Raw genomic sequence first — 17202 nt, forward strand, 5'->3', positions numbered from 1 at the left:
AGGGCCTCCCTTCTGGAAGGAATCCTTTATGCACCGTGTCTCTGACGACGGCAAGGTTACCCTTGCCGAACGCAGGCGGCTGGAAGAAATTGCCCGGATTAAGGGCATGCTCATCGTTGCCAAAATTACGCTTGCCGAGATCGACAAGAAATATGGCCTGCCGACCGGCACGGCCGGTAACGCCGTTTACGAGCCTCATGTGGCTGGCGAACGCGCTATTGCAGCGGCCCTTGATACCCGGCCGCACCTTCTCTGGTTCTCCCGCTACCTGGCCGATGGTCGCAGGCTTAGCCCGCAGCCCTCGGAAAACTACCGGAACGGCCGTCGCGCCGTCGAGGCGGATCAGGCCGCAGCATGAAGCGTGGAACGGTTCGGGATTGCTGCTCTAGCCTGCCGCACATCGTGTGCAAGGCGCTCAATCGCCCCGGCTGTCAGACCCAATCTCTCGACCGCTCCACACCCCGACAATCGCCGATCAGCAGTCACCCCACAATGACGAAACCGCATGCCAATTTCGACACCCCGATTTTCATTCCGGCCCGCTCTCGCGTGTGCCGGTGGGCCGAAACCCTGCTGATTTTTAGTCCTGCGTTCGCAGGCGTTTCGGCCGTCTTTTTCACCTTCATCAAAAACTATGGAGCAGCTCAATGACCGCAGCAGTCCGCAACTACGTCGCCGTGCCTTTCTTTGACCGCGTCCCGCCACGCATCATGGACTTGGTCATCACCACTTTCGACAACATCGTCGAGCGCGGGCAGTCAGTTCGTGAGGCCTATTATTTCTTCGGCAACGCCGTGAAAAAGCGCAATCTCGAAGGGCCAACGTTTGACGACTTCGCCCACTGGCACGAACGCGTAAAAAACGGCCTGATCGATCGCCCGCATCCTTCCGACGTGCTTCTTTTCACGCCTTCGCCCTATCAGCCTTTGCCGAAAACAGCAGAAGAGGTCGCAGTCAAACATCCGCACGCGGTTGCCTGCGTCGTTGATCTTGAAGCCGTGGATACCGAACGTTTACGGCAGGCCCGCGCCATCGTAAAGGCCGCCTACGAATTCAACCAGGCCAAGCTGGCGGCCGGTTACGCCCCCGCATCCATCCTGCTCGATGACACCATCCTGCAGGAAGCCCTGCAAGAAGTCCTCTCTGCAGAGGCGAGCTCCACCGTCATGGACGCGGATGTCCACATGACACCCGGAAACAAGCTGGTCGATCTCCTTCTTGGCGAAGGCGACGAAGATATCGACGCCAAGCTTGTCGATTGCCTCACCATGGACATGCAGCCCGAGCTTTGCCGCCTCCTGGTGCGATCCGAGACCGTTCAATCCCGCTGATTTCCCGAACCGTCGCTCTGTTACCCCCAGGGAGCGACGCCAGATGCCGGGGCGGCCAAATCCCGGTCCCCACCGCCCCGGCATCGATCTGCCGCAATGCCGTCGCCGCGCGACGAACTCCGAGGTTTTCGATGGTCAATCCGTATTCTGATGAAGAGCGTTTGCAGGCGATGGTGGCGTCCAGCTACCGCGCCACGCGCTCTCACTTCAATCACCTTCCCCTTCGTCACATCATCAATCCCCCTGCCGAAATGTTCGACGCGAAGCTTGCCCGTCAGTTGGCGATCTATGTGCTTCATGTCGATTTCAACGTGCCGCGCCGTCGCCTTGTCGTGTTGCTCGGCGTCGCCCGCTGGACTGTCATGCAGGCTGTCCGCATCGTCGAGGCGCGACGCTTCGAGCCGGTATTTGACAAGGCTTACGAGCGGATTGCCGCGCGGGCAAAAGACAACTTCATGACCATGCTGCACGAAGCAGCCGGACAGGACGCAGCATATGGCTGAGTTCATTCGCGTTGCCGTAACCAGCATCCATATCGGCGAGCGCCTGCGCCCGATCGACATGGATTACGTCGAGGCGATTGCCGCTTCGATGTCAGAACACGGGCAGATCAGCCCGATCATGATCCGCAAGACGCCTGCGAGGAAGGGAACGCCCTTTACTCTCGTTGCAGGCGGCTACCGCACTACCGCAGCGACCTTGCTCGGCTGGACGGAGATCGACGCCATTGTCGTCAAGGCCGATGCGATCGAGGCGCAGCTACTCGAAATCTCGGAAAACCTCTACCGCAACGAACTGAACGCGCTCGATCGTGCCATCTTCGTTATGAAGTACCGCGAGCTTTGGGAGGAAAAGCACGGGAAGATCAATCCAAAGGGTGGCCGCCCCGAAAAACAGGGTAACGATTACCCTGTTTTCGCCAAGGGTCGGACCTTGTCCGAGAAAGTCCAAGAGCGTTTTGGCTTCGGTGCTGAAACATATAAGCTCGTGTCACGCATCGGCCAAAACCTTGATCCGGTACTGAAGCAGGCGGTGCGCGGCACGTCGGCTGAAACTGATCAGTCGCAGCTTCTGGCGCTGGCAAAGCTTCCCCGAGAAGATCAGGTAAAAGTTGCCGCCGCAATAGCACACGAACCGGATGTAAAAAAGGTTCTGGCCTTCATCAAGCCCCCGGCTTTGGTGACCACGCCACCCGCCCCTTCTCAATCCATCATCCTCACGAAACTGATCGCTGCCTGGGACGAGGCGAGCGAGGAAACCCGCGACAGCTTCCTTGAGCACATCGGCATGTCGAACACGCCGGATGCCCTCATGGCTGCGATCCGCGAGGAGGCAGCATGAGCACGAAACGCGATCCCAGCCAGATGGACTTTTTCAAAGAGACAGTTTTCCCGGTGCGCTCTGCATCGGAACGTCTCGATATCGACCGCTTCCGTTCGACCCTGAAACGCGAAATGGCGCGTGCGATCCGGGAATGCCAGTACGACCGCGACACGATCGCGGCACGCATGGCTTACTATCTCGGCCTCGACAAAGTCTCGAAGTCGGCTCTCGACAGCTACACCGCCGAGAGCAAAACCGCCCACGACATCAGCATGCCGCGCTTCAAGGCGTTCGTCCGTGCAACCAACGCCTTCTGGCTTTGGGATGTCGTTGTTTCCGATGACGGCCTGTTGCTGCTCGAAGGCGACGAAGCCCGCCTCGCGGAAATGTCACGCATTCGCCAGGAGCAAAAGAAGCTCGCCCAGGAACTGAAAGTTCTTCAGGCGACGCCGGTGCACATTCGTCGGGTGCGCAAATGAAGAAAGAATGGTTCACATCCGCCGAGCTGTCTGACGCGGCCCTCCCCGGTCTGCCGCAGTCCCGAAAAGGCATCGATCTTTATATCGACCGCTCCGGCGTGCGGTCCACCGCGAAGGCCCGCCCGAAGGCCGGTCAGGGCGGCGGGTTTGAGTACCATTATTCCTTTCTGCCTCCGGTAGCACAGGCGAAGCTTGCTTTTCTCAATGCGGAGCCGACCGATCCGCGCCCAACGAAGCTCTCAAAGATGCTTTGGGACCGCTTTGAGGCCCTTTCAGATGCCCATAAGGCCATCTGCAAGACCCGCTTTGCCGTACTGACGGAAGTTGAGGAACTGCGGGCCTCGGGCATCAGCATGAAACATGCCGTTGCCCACGTTACGCGCAGGGCCGATATCGTGCCGGCAACCTACTACGAGTGGCGCAAGATGGTCGAAGGCCATTCCCGCCAGGACTGGCTTGCCGCCCTCGCCCCAGCGTTTACGGGCAGCGCCAGCGGCGAAGCCGCCGATGTCACCCCCTGCCACCCGGAAGCATGGAAAATCCTGAAATCCGACTTCCTGCGACCGGAACGTCCATCCTTTAGCGCCTGCTACCGTCGCATGATGATGGTTGCCCGTGACCAGAACCTGTCACCGATCCCTTCGGAGCGTTCCTTGCGCCGCCGCCTCGACGCGGAAGTGCCGAAGGCCGCCCAGATCATCGCCCGCGAAGGCAAGGACAAGGCGAAACAGCTTTTCCCGGCACAAAAGCGCACCGTGGCCCACTTGCATGCCATGGAGATCGTCAACACCGACGGTCACCAGCTCGATCTGTTTGTTAGGGTTCCGTGGTCTCAAACGCCGGTGCGCATCATACTCATCGGTATTCAGGACATCTATTCCCGCAAGGTGCTTTCGTGGACGCTGGCCGAGGCTGAGACTTGGGAGGCCGTCCGCACCTGCATCGGTTCGATGATCGAGAACCATGACGGCATGCTGCCTTACCACATCTATATGGACAACGGTCGCGCGTTTGCGGGCAAGATGATTTCGGGCGGGGCAAAGACCCGCCACCGTTTCAAGGTCAATGAGGACGACGTTGCTGGCCTCCTGAAAACACTCGACATCGAGCCGCATTTCGTGAAGCCGCGCTCCGGTCAGTCGAAGCCGATCGAACGCGCCTGGCGCGATCTCGCCGAGGAAATCTCCAAGCATCCGTCGATGTCCGGTTGCTACACCGGCAACCGGCCGGACGCGAAGCCGGAAAACTACGGCAACAGCGCCATTCCGCTCGAAACGCTCCAGCGCCATGTCGCACATTGCGTTGACGAGCATAATCACCGGCTGAACCGCACCACGGAAACCGCCAACGGTCGCAGCTTTGCGCAGACGTTCGACGCGTCGATCGCGGAACCATCCACCATCGTTCGTTATGCCAGCATGGCGCAGCGTTCGCTCTGGATGCTGTCGGCCGTTGCCATCACGGCGCGCAAGCCGGACGGCGCGATCCACATGCACGGTAACCGCTATTGGAACGCGGTGCTTAACGAGTGGATCGGCAAGAAGCTGACGGTTCGGTTTGATCCGGCTGACCTGCACAAGCCGGTCAAGGTCTACGATCCGGAAGGCCGTTTCCTCTGTGATGCCGACTGCCTCGCGAAAACAGGCTTTGCCGACACGGGTGCCGCCCGTCGCCAGGAGAAGGCACGCAAGACGCACGTCAAGAACCTTCAGGCGGTGGCCAAGAGCAATGCGGCGCTCTCACCGATGCAGCTTGGCGAGATCATGGAGAAAGGCCGGAAGGCCGAGGCCGCGAAGCGTCCGCAGACGCCGGTTCGGTCCGTCGTCACGCGCCTCGTCACCGGCAACCTTGCACATGCGCCGGTCGAGACGGTCAGCGCCGATCAATTCGAAGACAGTTTTGCGCGTGGCCTCGCCCGAGTGGCGGGCGGGGAAAGCGCAATCATCCAATTCCCCACGGGGAATACCGAGGCAGGCGGCAAGCCTGCCCGCAAAAGAAGAGCCGAAAAGTACTGAGTACGGTTCCAGTCCAACAGGGCGAAAAAAAATGAGCGACCCGAAGGCCGCCCCGCAATTGAACAAAGGAACCTCTAGCATGAAAAAGACCACCAACACAAATATCGTGTGGGACCAGTCGCAGCCGACAATCGAATTTACCGCAAAGCATCCCGCTTCCGACGTTGACGAATGGCGCAAGCTGACATCGCGGATGGTTGACGCTGCAACCGAATTCGGCTGGACCAAAGCCGAAGTGTCCCGCCGCACCGATGTACCTGACGGCACGTTGTCGCCGTGGTTCAGCGGTAAATATCTCGGCGTCCTGTCGAACATCAACCAGAAGGTTGCCAACTGGCTCGATGCGCTCGACGCGAGCCAGAACATGGCTGCCACGATGCCGGTATCACCGCCATTCCAGCGCACGGCGGTGGGTATGGACGTTTACAATGCCCTGCTGTTTGCCCAGGTGACATCCGGTTTCATCCGCGTCACGCTGCCCGCAGGCTCCGGCAAAACCACGGCTGCAAAGCACTTCCTGAACACGCGGCCGCACGTCTTCATGGCCACACTTAGCCCGAGCACCAAAACAGTTCACGGCATGCTCGTTGAACTTTGCGCGGCACTTGAAGTGCATGAGCATAACCCCGCGCGGTTCGTCCGCTCGATCGGCGCCAAGCTGAAACGTGTCGGTGAAGGCTCGCTGCTGATCATCGACGAGGCACAGAACGCCGTACCGGAAGCCATTAACCAGCTTCGTCACTTCGTCGATAACGACCAATGCGGCGTTGCCCTACTCGGCAATGAAGATACCGCCACGGCCTTTGTGAAGGACCTCGGCCGATCGGTTGCGAGCCGCGCCCAGGTGCTTTCCCGGTTTGACCGACAGGTCAGGACGGCGCGCAATCCGGCTGCGGACGCTGCAATCCTCATCAAGGCTTGGGGCGTTGAGGAAGGCACCGATTGCGCCACCTTCCTGAAAGGCATTGCCAGCAAGCCGGGTGCGCTCCGCCAGATCGACCGCACCATGAAAGCCGCCTCCATGCTTGCCATCGGAGACGGCGAGGAAGGCGTGCGCCTGGAGCATCTTCAGGCCGCGTGGAAGAACCGCGACATGGGAGACAGCCTATGACATCGGCGGCTCCCTCCCTGAAAACTCATCTGGAGTATCTCGCCGGTATCTTCGCGGAAGCCAAAAAGATGAAGCCGGACGAAAAGCTGGAGCTGGATGCACAATCCGCGCAGACCGTCCTGAAAACCCTTCGCGCCCTGTCTCAGCAGGCCGGTCACCTTGAGTTGGAGCTTTCCATTCTTCGCGATAGCGAGGCCGGGAAGCTTCTCGCCAGGACGGCCGAGCAGCTCGCAACCGGCGAACTCACGGGACTGCTTGAAAAGGCAGAGAGCAACATCATCCGCCCGAACTTTGGAGGAAAGAAGAATGACGGCGAAGCCTGAATGCGTTTCCGATCTCCTGCGTGAGCTTTATCGAGGCCTGAACGCGGAGCTGGCCGAGAAGGGCCATATTCATCTCGACCGCGCCATGTCGTCGAGGCTCGTGATGAGCGTTGGCAAGATTGCCGATCATGCTCGCAATCTCGAAAACGCCTGGTCGTGCGCGGAGTGGAACCGCCGCGCCTTCGAGGATCGCCTGAAGCTGATTTCCAGCATGAACGCGATCACGGCCGAGGTTCTTCAGCTGATGCGGCCGGACATCGAGGACGGCGGCAACGTCGTCCAGTTCCGCCCCAAATCCTCCAATGCCCCCGCACCTTCCGCGCCGTCCGGTGGCGACGCGGCCTGATCCCCTTTCACATTAAATTATGAGGTTAAACCCATGGAAGCTGTAATTCTGGAAGAAAAGGCCGCAGCCGGCATCACCATCGTGAACGGCAAGCAATATGTCACCAACGCAGACGGCGGCCTAACGCCGCTCGCCCTGGTGAAGGCCGCAGACTTTCTTGAGGACCAGATGGTCCGCAAGATTATCGCGTTCGCCAAGCCGCTTTCCGCCGAGCTGGCCCGGTTCAAGAAGCACACCCGCGCCGATATTGCCGAGTTCGACCGCAACCTTGAGGCCCAGTATAGCCTCGTCAAACGTGGCCGCGCCGGAGCCGGTAACCAGAAATACCGCACCATCGACGGGCTGATGTCCGTCGAGACCCGCGTGAACAAGCTGATCGAGTTTGGGCCGCAGCTACAGGTCGCGAAAGGTCTGATCGACGAATGCCTGAACGAGTGGACGGAAGACGGCCGCGCTGAAATCCGTGGCCTCGTCACTCGTGCCTTCAATGTCGATCAGGCTGGCAAGATCAGCAAGGACGCCGTGTTCGAACTGTTCAAGATCGAAAGCGATGATCCGCGCTGGATCAATGCGATGGAGGCAATCAATGCCGCCGTGCGGGTAATCGGCTCGAAAGAGTACCTGCATTTCAGCTTTCGGGAATCGCACGATGCGGAGTGGATCCGCATTTCCCTCAACATTGCAGACGCGTGAGGTGGAAATGAAAACCTTCGTTTTTGATGTCACCCGCCGCGTCCGCGTCACTTTGGACGAAAGCAAGTTCACCGCCGAGATGATGGAGGTGTTCAATTCTTCCATCACCGACCTCGGCACCGGAGAGCAGGCTTATCTCGCCCACGCGGAACGCATCGCTGATCTGTTTGCCCACGGTTTGGAAGATTTCAGCCCGAGCGACTTCGTAGAAGGGTACGGCCCCGTCGAAGCGGTCGGCATCTCCGTCAACGCCGACGACGATTACGATTACATCGAGCGCGTGTTCCCGAAAGGGGGTGCCGCATGAGAAAGCTTTCCTTCCAAGACGGCGTTGCTCAGTGGCTGCTGGAATGCTTCGGTCCCGTCCTCATTGCCGACAAGACCGAGCGCGCCGATCGCTTCGTTGAGGAAGCGCTGGAACTCGTGCAGTCGGTCGGTTATCCGGCCGAGCGCGTCATGGCGCTTCTGTCCTATGTCTACGGCCGGTCGATCGGTGAACCTGTGCAGGAAGTCGGCGGCACCATGGTGACGCTGGCGGCGTTCTGCGTCTCGCACAGTATCGACATGGACCAAGCGGCAAAGACCGAGCTTGACCGTGTCTGGACTAAGATCGAGGCGATTAGAGCCAAACAGGCCGCGAAGCCTACCGGTTCGGCGCTGCCAGTTGCGCAGCCATCAACAGTCGTCACAAGGCAGGAAGCGCTGGATTTCATCGGCATCGCAACTCGCAACTGGCCAGATATACCGCCGCTTTGTGAAGACGATATCGGCGACGTCGCGACGGGGCTTTCTTGGTTCATCGCCAAGAAAGCGGAACTTGGCAGGATCGAGGCCCACCTGAAAAGCCTTGTGATCGCCCATCCGGAGAAAGCGCTGCTTGCCGCGCTCGATGACGATACGCGCATGTGGTTCCTTGCCGAGCTTATCGCCGGCGCCAGCGGAACCATCCCGTACATCGAAATCGAGGCCATGGTGGCGCGGCACCTGACGCCGGCGAAAGGCGGTGAAGCATGACTGCAAACGGTGGCTCCTCCAAACCCTGCCTTGGCTATCCTTCCCGTTCGGCCGCTATCCGAGGCCTTCGCGGTGATGGCCTGACCAACCTTCAGATTGCAGAAAAGACCGGGATACCTCTCCGCAGCATCACTGCGCTGGCGCCTAACACGCCTAGGCTTGGTTCCGCACCAATGGAGCGTGGCGTGGGTTACCGGGTAGGCGAACAGAACGTTGCTCGGATCGGTTTGAATTTCGAGGTGCGCCAGATGCTTCGGCCCTTCGCGGCCAAGCGCGGCATGGCGGTCGAAACGCTGATCACCGATCTTATCGAGAAGATCGCCGAGGACGGCCTTGTCGATGCTGTCATGGATGACGGGGTGAACTGATGGCCCACATTGTTTGCTATCGATCGGGCGAAACCTTTGTCAGCCGCCGCGTGCCAAAAGGCACCATGAAAATCGTCACCGGTCATGGCCGCCGCCTGAAGCGCATTCTTTCTGTATGCGCCCGCCATGCCTATGACAGCAACACGCTGCTCGTTCCCGGCCTGCCTGAAGCTGAAAACGACCTTCAGGCGATCTCGGCAGTCAAGGGTTTCGAGGAGATGCTGCGCCTGCGCCTAGCGAAGGGTCCGCACCGCCGCACAAAGGGGCGCAGGCTGCTATGAGCTACGACTACATCCGCAACTATTACGGCATCGAGATCACCGTGAACCGGCTCGTCCGGCACACGGTGACCGGCCGCTACGGCAAGATCAAGCCGGAAGGCCGATCGCATCGGCACTACGTCAAAGTGCATTTCCACGGCGACAAGCATAACAGCAATTGCCATCCGGAAGAGTTGGAGTTTGTCGCCCATGACGAGTAAGCGCCAAATCCCTGCGGCCTTCACCAAAGGGCACGTGCTCTGCTCTCCGTCCGGAAAGCTTCAGCCGAAAACATGGAGCGAGACCGCCGCCAAGGCGATCGCCTCCAAATACCGCAAACGCGAGACCTGGGAAAAGGCGCAATCGCGCGGCTGGTCCGTCCAGTTCGTCTACGTGCGCTTTTTCATCCCGGTTTTCAAAGCCACCTTCACAACCACCGAAATCAGCGAGGCCTACGATGCCGAGGACATTTGAACCTGATCAGCTGCTGACGGCGCTGATCGACGCATTTCTGAAGGACGGCCATTTTGTTCACGCCAAGGGCGGCAAGATGTTCGTCCTGGTCGTCACCGAGGAAGACGACGAAAGCCGCTCTTCGGAGTTCTGCCTTTCCGACATCGCAGCCCACGCTGCAGGGAGGATGTCGAAATGAGCCAGCACATCCGCGCCATACATGGCGGTTTCCGCCAACTCGGTATCACCGAAGAGGACGCGCAGCGCGACATCTACGCCCGAGTGACCGGCCAGACCCGGCTTTCCCTCATGACCACTCAGCAGCGGAAATCCGTTGTCGACGAGTTGCGGCGGCTTGGATACAGGCAAAAGCCTTCAGCGCCGTCATTGCCGGGTTTCCGCCAGGACGGCCGCGACGGCAAGCACAAGCTCTCTGGCAAATACCTGCCGAAGATGCGGGCGCTCTGGATCGCCTGTTACAATCTCGGCATGGTTGACGATCGCCGCGATAGCGCGCTTGAAAAGTTCGCCATGGGCAGACAGTTGCCTGCCATTTCGGACATGCGTTTTGTCCACACGGCGAGCGACGGCGCCAGCGTCATCGAGGCGTTGAAGGATATGCTTGCCCGTGCTGGTGTCACCTGGGCAGATCGCAAGCCATGCGAACCTTGGGAGAAAAGCCACGGTTACAAGATTGCCCAGGCACAATGGGCGATCCTGCATCCGGACCAGCCGAATGCCTTCTGGCAGGCCGCCACCCATATCGTCCTTGAGAGCATCAGCTACCGGAATTTCAGCGATGCCGAATGGATCACGGTGATGAACCATTTCGGGCCGCAGGTTCGCCGCCAGAAGAAGGGCGGCAAACCATGACACAAACCGCCGTCCCGCTCGTCCGCGATCCTGCCCTGCGCGATCTTGCCGCTCCGTCGCTTGTCGATCCGGGTGGCCGCGCAATGCAGCTCTATTCCTTCAGCTACCGCCACGGCGACAAGCCCTGGTCGTTCTCGCTCTGGGCCTATTCGAAACGTGATGCCAAACAGCGCCTGCGCGCGCTTCGCCGTAATGTGCGCCTTGACGGCATGATCGTTGCAGAAATTGAGGGCAGCAACTGATGTCCGACCTGCCCGATCGCGCCTATATGACCCCGCTGTTGAACCGTATCGCCGATGTTGCAGGCGAACGGGCAGCGTTGATCCTTGGGCGCGAAAAGGCATGTGAACGAATTTACATCCCCAACGTTGTCACGGCCGATCATTGGCTTTCCGTTCTCGTGGGGATCGAACCGGCTCAAGCTATCTGCGACGCCTTCGGTGGCGACAAGCTGGAAATCCCCCCGGCGATGGCAGGGGACAAACGTCGTCGCGCTGCCACCATTGCCCAAATGATCGAGAAAGGGTATTCAAACAATGCAATTGCCCGTGCGCTCGGTATTACGCACAAAACCGTTCAGCGGCATCGTGGCAAAACTGATGACGGACAAGGTTCGCTCTTCTAGGTGGGTCTTTTGACCATCTGAATTATCCCCACCAAACCCACCAATAGTCCTCTTCACGGGGGCTTATCTAGCCTCACTTGATGGGGCTTTTTTAATGACCAATCCAACATTTGGTGAATGGGCGATTTCGCGATTGCGGGCCGCTGGCGCTTATGGCGGTGCTTATGATGGCGCCGAGGGGCGTGAATACTTCGAAGCGTTGCGGCGCTATCAAGCAGCCGAAGGCCTCAAGATCACCGGCAAGGCCGATGAAGACACCGTTGCCCGGCTGCGGCTTGTTCGCCCTCTCCGTGCTGAAGGCGCTGAAGCAAGTCATGTGATTTCCAAGGTTCCGCCCAAGCCGCGCGAACCGATCTGGATGCGGGACGCCCGCCGTTACATCGGCGTCAAGGAAATTCCCGGCCCGAAATCCAATTCCGTCATCATGTCCTGGGCGAAACGGTTTGGCGGCTGGATCGCCAGCTTTTTCACCAATGACGATATCCCCTGGTGTGGTCTGTTCATCGGCAACGTGATCGCCACGACCCTTCCCACAGAACCCATGCCCGCAAATCCGCTCGGCGCTCTCAACTGGCGCAAGTTTGGCGTCGCAACTGAAGTTGCTGTCGGTGCGATCCTTGTTTTCGAACGGAAAGGTGGCGGGCATGTGGGTATTTATGCAGGTGAGGATCAGACGCACTATCATGTGCTGGGTGGTAACCAGGACAATGCCGTTTCTATCGCCCGCGTCGAGAAAGACCGCCTTGTTTCAGGTGGCATCCGCTGGCCCAGAACTGGCGAAGCTCCGATCGGCGGCGCGGTCTGGCTTACGCCTTCCGGAGCGTCCGTCTCGAAAAGTGAGGCGTGAGCAGCGATGAAAAAACCATCCTATCGCACCACACGAGCGCAGCTTTGGCTTTCCTTCTGGTTCGCCTGGCTAATCATCATGGGAATTGTCGGGGCGGGGCTCTATGGCGTCGAGAACGCGGTTGCGCTGGCAAGCACTGTCGTTCCGTCAATGTTCATGCTCATCGCGGCCATGCTCGGCATCCACCGTTTCGCCGGCGCCATGGACTACGCCAACACGCTCCGCTCCGATTCCGTTTTGCCTTCTCCGCCCCCCTACAATCCGCGCGACGTGCCGGCCGAGTTTCCGGAGGGTTCCCGATGATCGGGGCGTGGCTTTCGAAGGCGGTCACGCCCCTGATCATTGCGGCAGCACTTCTTGCTGCCGCTGCCTTTCTCGGCTGGCTTACCATCACCACGGTCAACGGCATGGTGGAACGGGCAGTCGCTATGAAAGCGTCCGAGCGTGACGCAAAATGGAAGAGCGATATCGAGACCGCGAACACCAAGGCCGCCAATGCCGAGGCGGCTCAAGCCCGTTACGCCATCGAGCTTGAACGAGACGCATCCATTCGGATCGCCGCACTGAACGTCAACAAAGAACAACTGGAGAAACAGAATGCGGCTTTGCCGAATGGCGATGCTTGCGGCCTTGGCCGCGATCGCGTCCGCCTGCTCCCCCGCTGATCCGAAGCCGCCGATCGTCGTCCGTTTCGTCAAGCCAGCCGTACCGCCCGCCTCGCGGGTTCCTTGCGTTGTTGGCGATCTTCCAGACCGTGACATGCCAGAGCGTGAAGTCACAACGCGATGGGGTGCTGACCGGACCGAAATCTTGTCCTGCGATGCCCGCCGTGCGGCGGCCGTCGCGGCGATCGACAACACAAACTTTCCGGAAAGCCTTGGACAATGAGCCTCGACCTCTCACTTTTAACGGCTCTTGTCGCGCTGGCGCTTTCGACACTGAACCTTTTCGCGGGTGTCCGAAACCTGATGTCAGAAGGCGAAAAGAAGATCGATGAGCGGCTGAAAAAAGCTGAAGGCACGCTGATCAGTCACGACCGCCGCATCCAGACGGTCGAAGATGGAATGCAGCATCTGCCGACGCGCGAAAGTCAGCACGGTATCGAATTGTCGCTGCGAGACATCAACGGCCGGTTCGCCGCGTTAGACGAAAAACTCAAACCGATCGCCGCCACTACCGAGCGGCTGCATGACCTTTTGATGGAGCAGGCACGCAAATGACACCCCTTGGCATCGATTACGCTAAACGCATCCGCGAGGATGCACGGCTGATCATCCTGAAGGCTCTTGCCGAGCAGGTGAACGAAAGCCTTGCCAGTAACATTCTTGAGGACGAGGTGCTGCCGCGCTTCGCCATCCGCCAGGATCGAGCGTGGGTTCACACGCAGATGGACTATCTCGCCAATCTCGGTGCCATCACCACCCTCGATGCCGGCACTGTTAAAATTGGCATCCTGACCAAAATGGGCCGCCGTCATCTCGACCGCGATATCGCCATCGAGGGCGTAACCCGTCCGTCCAGGCCGGGAGAGTGACATGGCGAAGGGCCGTGGCCGGTTGAGCAACATCAAGCTGCTTCCGCAGGAATGCAGCGATATCGTTATCTGGGCGGCGGGCGAACTTCAGGCGAACCAGCGCACGCAGCTCGATATCTATCAGGAATTTTCCCATAGGCTGACAGAGCGCCAGCGCGAAAGCCGGGGCGAGCTGGATTTCAAGATACCGTCGTATTCCATGTTTAATCGATATTCGATTGAGCTCGACGCTACGACAAGGGAAATGAATGAGGCCCGCGAGATGGCCACTGCGGTTCTGTCTGGCCTCGACCACGACGATGGCGACGAAATTACCAGGTTTGTTGGCGAAGCTTTGAAGGCCGCCGTCATGGCGATGCTGCGCGCCCAGAAGGGCAAGCTTAATGCGAAAAACCTTATGGAACTGGCGAGCACCATGCGCATGGTGACGATCGCACAGGCCACCTCTGCCGTACACCGCCAGAAACTCGAAGCCGAACTGACCACCAAGACTAAAGAAGCCGTCGAGGAAGTTGGACGGAAGGCCGGAATTTCGCAGGAAACACTTGACGAGATCAGCCGCCGCCTTGGTGCCGCCTGATGGGTGCCGCCCTTATCGTCCCGACCGATCCGTCCGCGATCTTTCTTCCCTATCAGGGGAAATGGATACAGGATAAGTCACGCCTCAAGCTGATGGAGAAAGGCCGCCAGATCGGTCTGTCCTGGTCAACCGCATATGCCACCATCGGCCGCACCAGCGTCCAGGGCGCCAAACACGACCAGTGGGTTTCCTCTCGTGATGATCTTCAAGCGCGTCTCTTTGTCGACGACTGCAAGATGTGGGCCGGTATTCTCGATATCGCGGCGCGTGACCTTGGCGAACAGGTTATCGACCCGAAAGAGAAGCACACGGCCTATATGCTGCGGTTTTTGAACCAGCGCAGCATCATTTCCATGTCGTCGAATGCCGACGCCCAGGCCGGCAAGCGCGGCGGCCGCGTCCTCGACGAGTTCGCCCTGCATCCTGACCCGCGAAAGCTTTGGCAGATCGCCTATCCGGGGATTACCTGGGGCGGCCAGATGGAAGTCATTTCCACCCATCGCGGATCGCACAATTTCTTCAACCAGCTCGTTCGTGAAACCAAAGAAGGCGGTAACCCGAAGGGCATCAGCATACATACGGTTACGCTTCAGAACGCCCTTGATGACGGGTTTCTCTACAAGCTGCAGAAATCGCTGCCCGACGATGACGAACGCCAGGAGATGGATGAGGCCGCGTATTTCGACTTTGTCAGGTCGGGCTGCGCAGACGAAGAGAGCTTCCTTCAGGAGTACATGTGCCAGCCGGCCGACGATGACACGGCCTTTCTGGAATATGATCTCATCGCCTCGGCTGAGTATGGTTCCGATGTGAACTGGCAAAGCATCGAGGGCGGCATTCTTTATGCCGGCATCGATATCGGCCGCAAACATGACCTGACCGTATTGTGGGTAGTCGAAAAGCTTGGCGACGTGCTCTACACCCGCCATATCGAAACGCTTCAGAACATGACCAAGGGAGACCAGGAGAAGGTTCTCTGGCCGTGGATCGAGCGTTGTGTGCGCACCACGATCGACGCCACCGGCCTTGGTATCGGCTGGGCCGACGATGCGCAGAAAAAGTTCGGGGCTGATCGTGTCGAGGCCGTCACCTTCACGCCCCGCGTCAAGGAAGCGCTTGCCTACCCGGTTCGTTCGAAGATGGAAGATCGCCGGCTGCGCATACCTTTCGACAAGCACATCCGCTCCGATCTGCGTTCCGTGACGAAGCAGGTCACGGCGGCCGGCAATGTCCGATTCACGGCGGAGCGCACGCCCGATGGTCACGCCGACCGGTTCTGGGGACTGGCGCTGGCGATCGAAGCCGCCAACACGCCGGTCGGGCAATACGCCTACAAGGCGGCCCCGCGTGCTGCCTCCAAGTTCGATACCCCAAACACCGATCGGGATGACGGCGCGCCTACGCGCCTCGCCTCGATGCGCCGATCGAGAGGACTTTACTGATGGCCAAGCTCATCGACCAGTGGGGAAACCCGATCACCTCCGCCGCCCTGAAGCAGGAACAGGCCGCCCCGACCATGATGGGCGTGCGCCGTCCGAACACGGAGCATCAAGCCAGCGGTCTGACGCCGGCGAAGCTCGGCCGACTTTTGAGGACATCCGTGAACGGCGAGCCGCAGGCATATCTTGAGCTTGCCGAGGACATGGAGGAGCGTGACCTGCACTATGCCGGCGTGCTTGCCGCCCGCAAGTTGCAGGTGGCGGGTCTGGAAATCACCGTCGAAGCGGCCAGCGAAGATGCGAACGATGTCGAGAACGCCGACATGGTGCGGGCCTTTATCGAGCGTGACGCGTTCGAGAGTGAGCTTGTCGATATGCTCGATGCAATCGGCAAGGGTTTTTCCGCCACCGAAATCATCTGGGAAACATCATCGAGCCAGTGGAACCCGGTCGCGCTCAAATGGCGAGATCCGCGCTGGTTCCGATTCGATGAGCTCGACGGTGAAACACTCCTGTTGCGGGACCTCGCCGGCGACGTGCCGTTGGCGCCGTTCAAGTGGATCGTTCACCAGGCGAAGGTGAAATCAGGCCTGCCGATCCGTGGCGGCATTGCCCGCGCCGTCTGCTGGACGTTCCTGTTCAAGTCTTTCACCATGAAAGATTGGGCGATCTTCTGCGAAGCCTATGGCCAGCCGCTGCGACTCGGCAAATGGGGCGAAGGCGCGACGGAGGATGACAAGGAAGTGCTGTTGCGCGCCGTCGCCAATATTGGCGTGGACTATTCCGCGATCGTTCCGGCCTCGATGTCGGTAGAGTTCATCAAGGCCGACATTTCTGGATCGCACGAGCTTTACGAGAAGCGCGCCAACTTTCTCGACCAGCAGACATCGAAAGTCGTTCTCGGCCAGACCGGTACCACGGACGCGATCGCGGGCGGCTATGCTGTTGGCAAGGTCCATGACGGCGTGAAAGCCGACATCGAGCGTTCGGACGCCAAGCAACTGGCGGCAACGCTCAATCGTGATTTCGTGGTGGCGTACATCTCCCTCAACAAGGGACCGCAGAAAGCCTACCCGAAAATCCGGATCGGCCGGCCGCAGGAAGTCGACCTCGAAAAATACATGAAGAACGTCACCGCGTTCGTGAACCTGGGCGGCAAGGTTGGCATGGCGAAGGTTCGTGACAAGCTCGGTATCGAAGACCCGGACAAGGACGAGGAGCTGCTGCGCCCCGCCAATCGTGCGAACGCTGAAGAAACCGACCCACCGACAAAGCCCGAGAAACTGCCGTCACCGAAACCGCAGATTTCCATGCACCGTGTGGCAGACATGGCGGCGGGCGATGCGATCGACACCAGCATCGTGCAGATTCTGTCGGACGATGGCTGGGAGCCTATGGTGGCTCCTGTCGTCGAGGGGCTTGAGGCACAGATCGCCAAAGCGAAATCCCTGGACGAAATCCGCGCCATTCTTCAGGAGCGTCTCGTGTCGATGGACGTGAACGCCCTGACGGAAATACTCGCCCGTGCTGCATTCTCCGCTCGCCTGGCGGGGCTTGGCAACGAAACCCTCTCTGACGAGGCCTGACG

Annotated in this window: 29 protein-coding genes; all 29 read left to right on the forward strand. The window is 59.6% G+C overall.

Annotated elements, in window-relative coordinates:
* Positions 1-28 precede the first annotated feature (28 nt).
* The 29 genes from FB593_RS11570 to FB593_RS11715 all read left to right on the forward strand — a co-directional run bounded on the left by FB593_RS11570 (position 29) and on the right by FB593_RS11715 (position 17200).
* Complete coding sequence (locus tag FB593_RS11570; protein ID WP_145166578.1) at positions 29-358, forward strand: helix-turn-helix domain-containing protein; 330 nt, start codon at positions 29-31, stop codon at positions 356-358.
* A complete protein-coding gene (locus tag FB593_RS11575; protein WP_145166579.1) occupies positions 355-651 on the forward strand; it encodes a hypothetical protein in 297 nt (98 codons plus the stop codon). Before FB593_RS11570 ends, FB593_RS11575 begins: the two co-directional genes overlap by 4 nt.
* Positions 648-1331, forward strand: a complete 684-nt coding sequence (locus FB593_RS11580; protein ID WP_145166580.1) for a hypothetical protein — start codon at positions 648-650, stop codon at positions 1329-1331. Before FB593_RS11575 ends, FB593_RS11580 begins: the two co-directional genes overlap by 4 nt.
* 131 nt (positions 1332-1462) lie before the next feature.
* The gene (locus FB593_RS11585) at positions 1463-1834 is read left to right on the forward strand and encodes a hypothetical protein (RefSeq protein ID WP_112191594.1); all 372 of its coding nucleotides are present in this window, start codon (positions 1463-1465) and stop codon (positions 1832-1834) included.
* The gene (locus FB593_RS11590) at positions 1827-2672 is read left to right on the forward strand and encodes a ParB N-terminal domain-containing protein (RefSeq protein ID WP_145166581.1); all 846 of its coding nucleotides are present in this window, start codon (positions 1827-1829) and stop codon (positions 2670-2672) included. The genes FB593_RS11585 and FB593_RS11590 overlap by 8 nt, the downstream gene beginning before the upstream one ends.
* The gene (locus tag FB593_RS11595; RefSeq protein WP_145166582.1) at positions 2669-3133 is read left to right on the forward strand and encodes a hypothetical protein; all 465 of its coding nucleotides are present in this window, start codon (positions 2669-2671) and stop codon (positions 3131-3133) included. The genes FB593_RS11590 and FB593_RS11595 overlap by 4 nt, the downstream gene beginning before the upstream one ends.
* Complete coding sequence (locus FB593_RS11600; RefSeq protein WP_145166583.1) at positions 3130-5148, forward strand: transposase domain-containing protein; 2019 nt, start codon at positions 3130-3132, stop codon at positions 5146-5148. Before FB593_RS11595 ends, FB593_RS11600 begins: the two co-directional genes overlap by 4 nt.
* A gap of 79 nt (positions 5149-5227) precedes the next feature.
* Entirely contained in the window at positions 5228-6259 is a 1032-nt protein-coding gene (locus FB593_RS11605; RefSeq protein WP_145166584.1) for an AAA family ATPase, read from the forward strand.
* On the forward strand, positions 6256-6582 hold the full coding sequence (locus FB593_RS11610; RefSeq protein WP_145166585.1) for a hypothetical protein: 327 nt from the start codon (positions 6256-6258) through the stop codon (positions 6580-6582). The genes FB593_RS11605 and FB593_RS11610 overlap by 4 nt, the downstream gene beginning before the upstream one ends.
* Positions 6566-6928 (forward strand): hypothetical protein, encoded by a 363-nt coding sequence (locus FB593_RS11615; RefSeq protein WP_145166586.1) that lies wholly within the window; start codon positions 6566-6568, stop codon positions 6926-6928. Before FB593_RS11610 ends, FB593_RS11615 begins: the two co-directional genes overlap by 17 nt.
* A gap of 33 nt (positions 6929-6961) precedes the next feature.
* A complete protein-coding gene (locus FB593_RS11620) occupies positions 6962-7621 on the forward strand; it encodes a DUF3164 family protein (RefSeq protein WP_112191601.1) in 660 nt (219 codons plus the stop codon).
* A gap of 7 nt (positions 7622-7628) precedes the next feature.
* Positions 7629-7928, forward strand: a complete 300-nt coding sequence (locus FB593_RS11625) for a hypothetical protein (protein ID WP_145166587.1) — start codon at positions 7629-7631, stop codon at positions 7926-7928.
* Positions 7925-8635: a hypothetical protein gene (locus FB593_RS27520; protein WP_186447908.1), complete on the forward strand. Its 711-nt coding sequence runs from the start codon at positions 7925-7927 to the stop codon at positions 8633-8635. Before FB593_RS11625 ends, FB593_RS27520 begins: the two co-directional genes overlap by 4 nt.
* Positions 8632-9003, forward strand: coding sequence for a hypothetical protein (locus FB593_RS11635; RefSeq protein ID WP_145166588.1), 372 nt, complete (start codon positions 8632-8634; stop codon positions 9001-9003). Before FB593_RS27520 ends, FB593_RS11635 begins: the two co-directional genes overlap by 4 nt.
* Positions 9003-9284: a host nuclease inhibitor protein gene (locus tag FB593_RS11640; protein WP_145166589.1), complete on the forward strand. Its 282-nt coding sequence runs from the start codon at positions 9003-9005 to the stop codon at positions 9282-9284. The genes FB593_RS11635 and FB593_RS11640 overlap by 1 nt, the downstream gene beginning before the upstream one ends.
* Positions 9281-9484 carry a hypothetical protein gene (locus tag FB593_RS11645; protein ID WP_145166590.1) on the forward strand — a complete coding sequence of 68 codons (204 nt, stop codon included), beginning with the start codon at positions 9281-9283 and terminating at the stop codon, positions 9482-9484. Before FB593_RS11640 ends, FB593_RS11645 begins: the two co-directional genes overlap by 4 nt.
* Entirely contained in the window at positions 9474-9737 is a 264-nt protein-coding gene (locus tag FB593_RS11650) for a hypothetical protein (protein ID WP_087745975.1), read from the forward strand. The genes FB593_RS11645 and FB593_RS11650 overlap by 11 nt, the downstream gene beginning before the upstream one ends.
* Positions 9721-9915, forward strand: a complete 195-nt coding sequence (locus tag FB593_RS11655; RefSeq protein WP_145166591.1) for a hypothetical protein — start codon at positions 9721-9723, stop codon at positions 9913-9915. The genes FB593_RS11650 and FB593_RS11655 overlap by 17 nt, the downstream gene beginning before the upstream one ends.
* On the forward strand, positions 9912-10589 hold the full coding sequence (locus tag FB593_RS11660) for a regulatory protein GemA (RefSeq protein ID WP_145166592.1): 678 nt from the start codon (positions 9912-9914) through the stop codon (positions 10587-10589). Before FB593_RS11655 ends, FB593_RS11660 begins: the two co-directional genes overlap by 4 nt.
* On the forward strand, positions 10586-10831 hold the full coding sequence (locus FB593_RS11665) for a hypothetical protein (RefSeq protein ID WP_145166593.1): 246 nt from the start codon (positions 10586-10588) through the stop codon (positions 10829-10831). The genes FB593_RS11660 and FB593_RS11665 overlap by 4 nt, the downstream gene beginning before the upstream one ends.
* Positions 10831-11214, forward strand: coding sequence for a LuxR C-terminal-related transcriptional regulator (locus FB593_RS11670; protein WP_145166594.1), 384 nt, complete (start codon positions 10831-10833; stop codon positions 11212-11214). Before FB593_RS11665 ends, FB593_RS11670 begins: the two co-directional genes overlap by 1 nt.
* Positions 11215-11308: 94 nt before the next feature.
* Positions 11309-12061, forward strand: coding sequence for a TIGR02594 family protein (locus FB593_RS11675; RefSeq protein WP_145166595.1), 753 nt, complete (start codon positions 11309-11311; stop codon positions 12059-12061).
* Between the two features lie 6 nt (positions 12062-12067).
* Positions 12068-12364, forward strand: a complete 297-nt coding sequence (locus tag FB593_RS11680) for an NAD(P)+ transhydrogenase beta chain (RefSeq protein ID WP_145166596.1) — start codon at positions 12068-12070, stop codon at positions 12362-12364.
* A complete protein-coding gene (locus FB593_RS11685; protein ID WP_145166597.1) occupies positions 12361-12726 on the forward strand; it encodes a hypothetical protein in 366 nt (121 codons plus the stop codon). Before FB593_RS11680 ends, FB593_RS11685 begins: the two co-directional genes overlap by 4 nt.
* A 219-nt stretch (positions 12727-12945) precedes the next feature.
* A complete protein-coding gene (locus FB593_RS11695) occupies positions 12946-13281 on the forward strand; it encodes a DUF2730 family protein (protein ID WP_145166599.1) in 336 nt (111 codons plus the stop codon).
* Positions 13278-13595, forward strand: a complete 318-nt coding sequence (locus FB593_RS11700; protein WP_035222448.1) for a hypothetical protein — start codon at positions 13278-13280, stop codon at positions 13593-13595. The genes FB593_RS11695 and FB593_RS11700 overlap by 4 nt, the downstream gene beginning before the upstream one ends.
* Position 13596: 1 nt before the next feature.
* Positions 13597-14175, forward strand: coding sequence for a phage protein Gp27 family protein (locus FB593_RS11705; protein WP_145166600.1), 579 nt, complete (start codon positions 13597-13599; stop codon positions 14173-14175).
* The gene (locus FB593_RS11710) at positions 14175-15617 is read left to right on the forward strand and encodes a terminase large subunit domain-containing protein (protein WP_145166601.1); all 1443 of its coding nucleotides are present in this window, start codon (positions 14175-14177) and stop codon (positions 15615-15617) included. Before FB593_RS11705 ends, FB593_RS11710 begins: the two co-directional genes overlap by 1 nt.
* Complete coding sequence (locus FB593_RS11715; protein WP_145166602.1) at positions 15617-17200, forward strand: DUF935 domain-containing protein; 1584 nt, start codon at positions 15617-15619, stop codon at positions 17198-17200. The genes FB593_RS11710 and FB593_RS11715 overlap by 1 nt, the downstream gene beginning before the upstream one ends.
* Positions 17201-17202: the final 2 nt, after the last annotated feature.

It is taken from the genome of Rhizobium sp. SJZ105, assembly GCF_007828365.1.
Lineage (GTDB): Bacteria > Pseudomonadota > Alphaproteobacteria > Rhizobiales > Rhizobiaceae > Agrobacterium > Agrobacterium tumefaciens.

Excerpts from the sequence above, each read along its gene's own strand:
- FB593_RS11705 (WP_145166600.1), top strand. The coding sequence starts at position 13,597 with ATGGCGAAGGGCCGTGGCCGGTTGAGCAACATCAAGCTGCTTCCGCAG.
- FB593_RS11685 (WP_145166597.1), top strand. The coding sequence starts at position 12,361 with ATGATCGGGGCGTGGCTTTCGAAGGCGGTCACGCCCCTGATCATTGCG.
- FB593_RS11600 (WP_145166583.1), top strand. The coding sequence starts at position 3,130 with ATGAAGAAAGAATGGTTCACATCCGCCGAGCTGTCTGACGCGGCCCTC.
- FB593_RS11635 (WP_145166588.1), top strand. The coding sequence starts at position 8,632 with ATGACTGCAAACGGTGGCTCCTCCAAACCCTGCCTTGGCTATCCTTCC.
- FB593_RS11675 (WP_145166595.1), top strand. The coding sequence starts at position 11,309 with ATGACCAATCCAACATTTGGTGAATGGGCGATTTCGCGATTGCGGGCC.
- FB593_RS11710 (WP_145166601.1), top strand. The coding sequence starts at position 14,175 with ATGGGTGCCGCCCTTATCGTCCCGACCGATCCGTCCGCGATCTTTCTT.
- FB593_RS11575 (WP_145166579.1), top strand. The coding sequence starts at position 355 with ATGAAGCGTGGAACGGTTCGGGATTGCTGCTCTAGCCTGCCGCACATC.
- FB593_RS11585 (WP_112191594.1), top strand. The coding sequence starts at position 1,463 with ATGGTCAATCCGTATTCTGATGAAGAGCGTTTGCAGGCGATGGTGGCG.
- FB593_RS11615 (WP_145166586.1), top strand. The coding sequence starts at position 6,566 with ATGACGGCGAAGCCTGAATGCGTTTCCGATCTCCTGCGTGAGCTTTAT.
- FB593_RS11665 (WP_145166593.1), top strand. The coding sequence starts at position 10,586 with ATGACACAAACCGCCGTCCCGCTCGTCCGCGATCCTGCCCTGCGCGAT.
- FB593_RS11605 (WP_145166584.1), top strand. The coding sequence starts at position 5,228 with ATGAAAAAGACCACCAACACAAATATCGTGTGGGACCAGTCGCAGCCG.
- FB593_RS11610 (WP_145166585.1), top strand. The coding sequence starts at position 6,256 with ATGACATCGGCGGCTCCCTCCCTGAAAACTCATCTGGAGTATCTCGCC.
- FB593_RS11650 (WP_087745975.1), top strand. The coding sequence starts at position 9,474 with ATGACGAGTAAGCGCCAAATCCCTGCGGCCTTCACCAAAGGGCACGTG.
- FB593_RS11580 (WP_145166580.1), top strand. The coding sequence starts at position 648 with ATGACCGCAGCAGTCCGCAACTACGTCGCCGTGCCTTTCTTTGACCGC.
- FB593_RS11715 (WP_145166602.1), top strand. The coding sequence starts at position 15,617 with ATGGCCAAGCTCATCGACCAGTGGGGAAACCCGATCACCTCCGCCGCC.
- FB593_RS11595 (WP_145166582.1), top strand. The coding sequence starts at position 2,669 with ATGAGCACGAAACGCGATCCCAGCCAGATGGACTTTTTCAAAGAGACA.
- FB593_RS11670 (WP_145166594.1), top strand. The coding sequence starts at position 10,831 with ATGTCCGACCTGCCCGATCGCGCCTATATGACCCCGCTGTTGAACCGT.
- FB593_RS27520 (WP_186447908.1), top strand. The coding sequence starts at position 7,925 with ATGAGAAAGCTTTCCTTCCAAGACGGCGTTGCTCAGTGGCTGCTGGAA.
- FB593_RS11645 (WP_145166590.1), top strand. The coding sequence starts at position 9,281 with ATGAGCTACGACTACATCCGCAACTATTACGGCATCGAGATCACCGTG.
- FB593_RS11620 (WP_112191601.1), top strand. The coding sequence starts at position 6,962 with ATGGAAGCTGTAATTCTGGAAGAAAAGGCCGCAGCCGGCATCACCATC.
- FB593_RS11655 (WP_145166591.1), top strand. The coding sequence starts at position 9,721 with ATGCCGAGGACATTTGAACCTGATCAGCTGCTGACGGCGCTGATCGAC.
- FB593_RS11590 (WP_145166581.1), top strand. The coding sequence starts at position 1,827 with ATGGCTGAGTTCATTCGCGTTGCCGTAACCAGCATCCATATCGGCGAG.
- FB593_RS11680 (WP_145166596.1), top strand. The coding sequence starts at position 12,068 with ATGAAAAAACCATCCTATCGCACCACACGAGCGCAGCTTTGGCTTTCC.
- FB593_RS11695 (WP_145166599.1), top strand. The coding sequence starts at position 12,946 with ATGAGCCTCGACCTCTCACTTTTAACGGCTCTTGTCGCGCTGGCGCTT.
- FB593_RS11570 (WP_145166578.1), top strand. The coding sequence starts at position 29 with ATGCACCGTGTCTCTGACGACGGCAAGGTTACCCTTGCCGAACGCAGG.
- FB593_RS11660 (WP_145166592.1), top strand. The coding sequence starts at position 9,912 with ATGAGCCAGCACATCCGCGCCATACATGGCGGTTTCCGCCAACTCGGT.
- FB593_RS11640 (WP_145166589.1), top strand. The coding sequence starts at position 9,003 with ATGGCCCACATTGTTTGCTATCGATCGGGCGAAACCTTTGTCAGCCGC.
- FB593_RS11700 (WP_035222448.1), top strand. The coding sequence starts at position 13,278 with ATGACACCCCTTGGCATCGATTACGCTAAACGCATCCGCGAGGATGCA.
- FB593_RS11625 (WP_145166587.1), top strand. The coding sequence starts at position 7,629 with ATGAAAACCTTCGTTTTTGATGTCACCCGCCGCGTCCGCGTCACTTTG.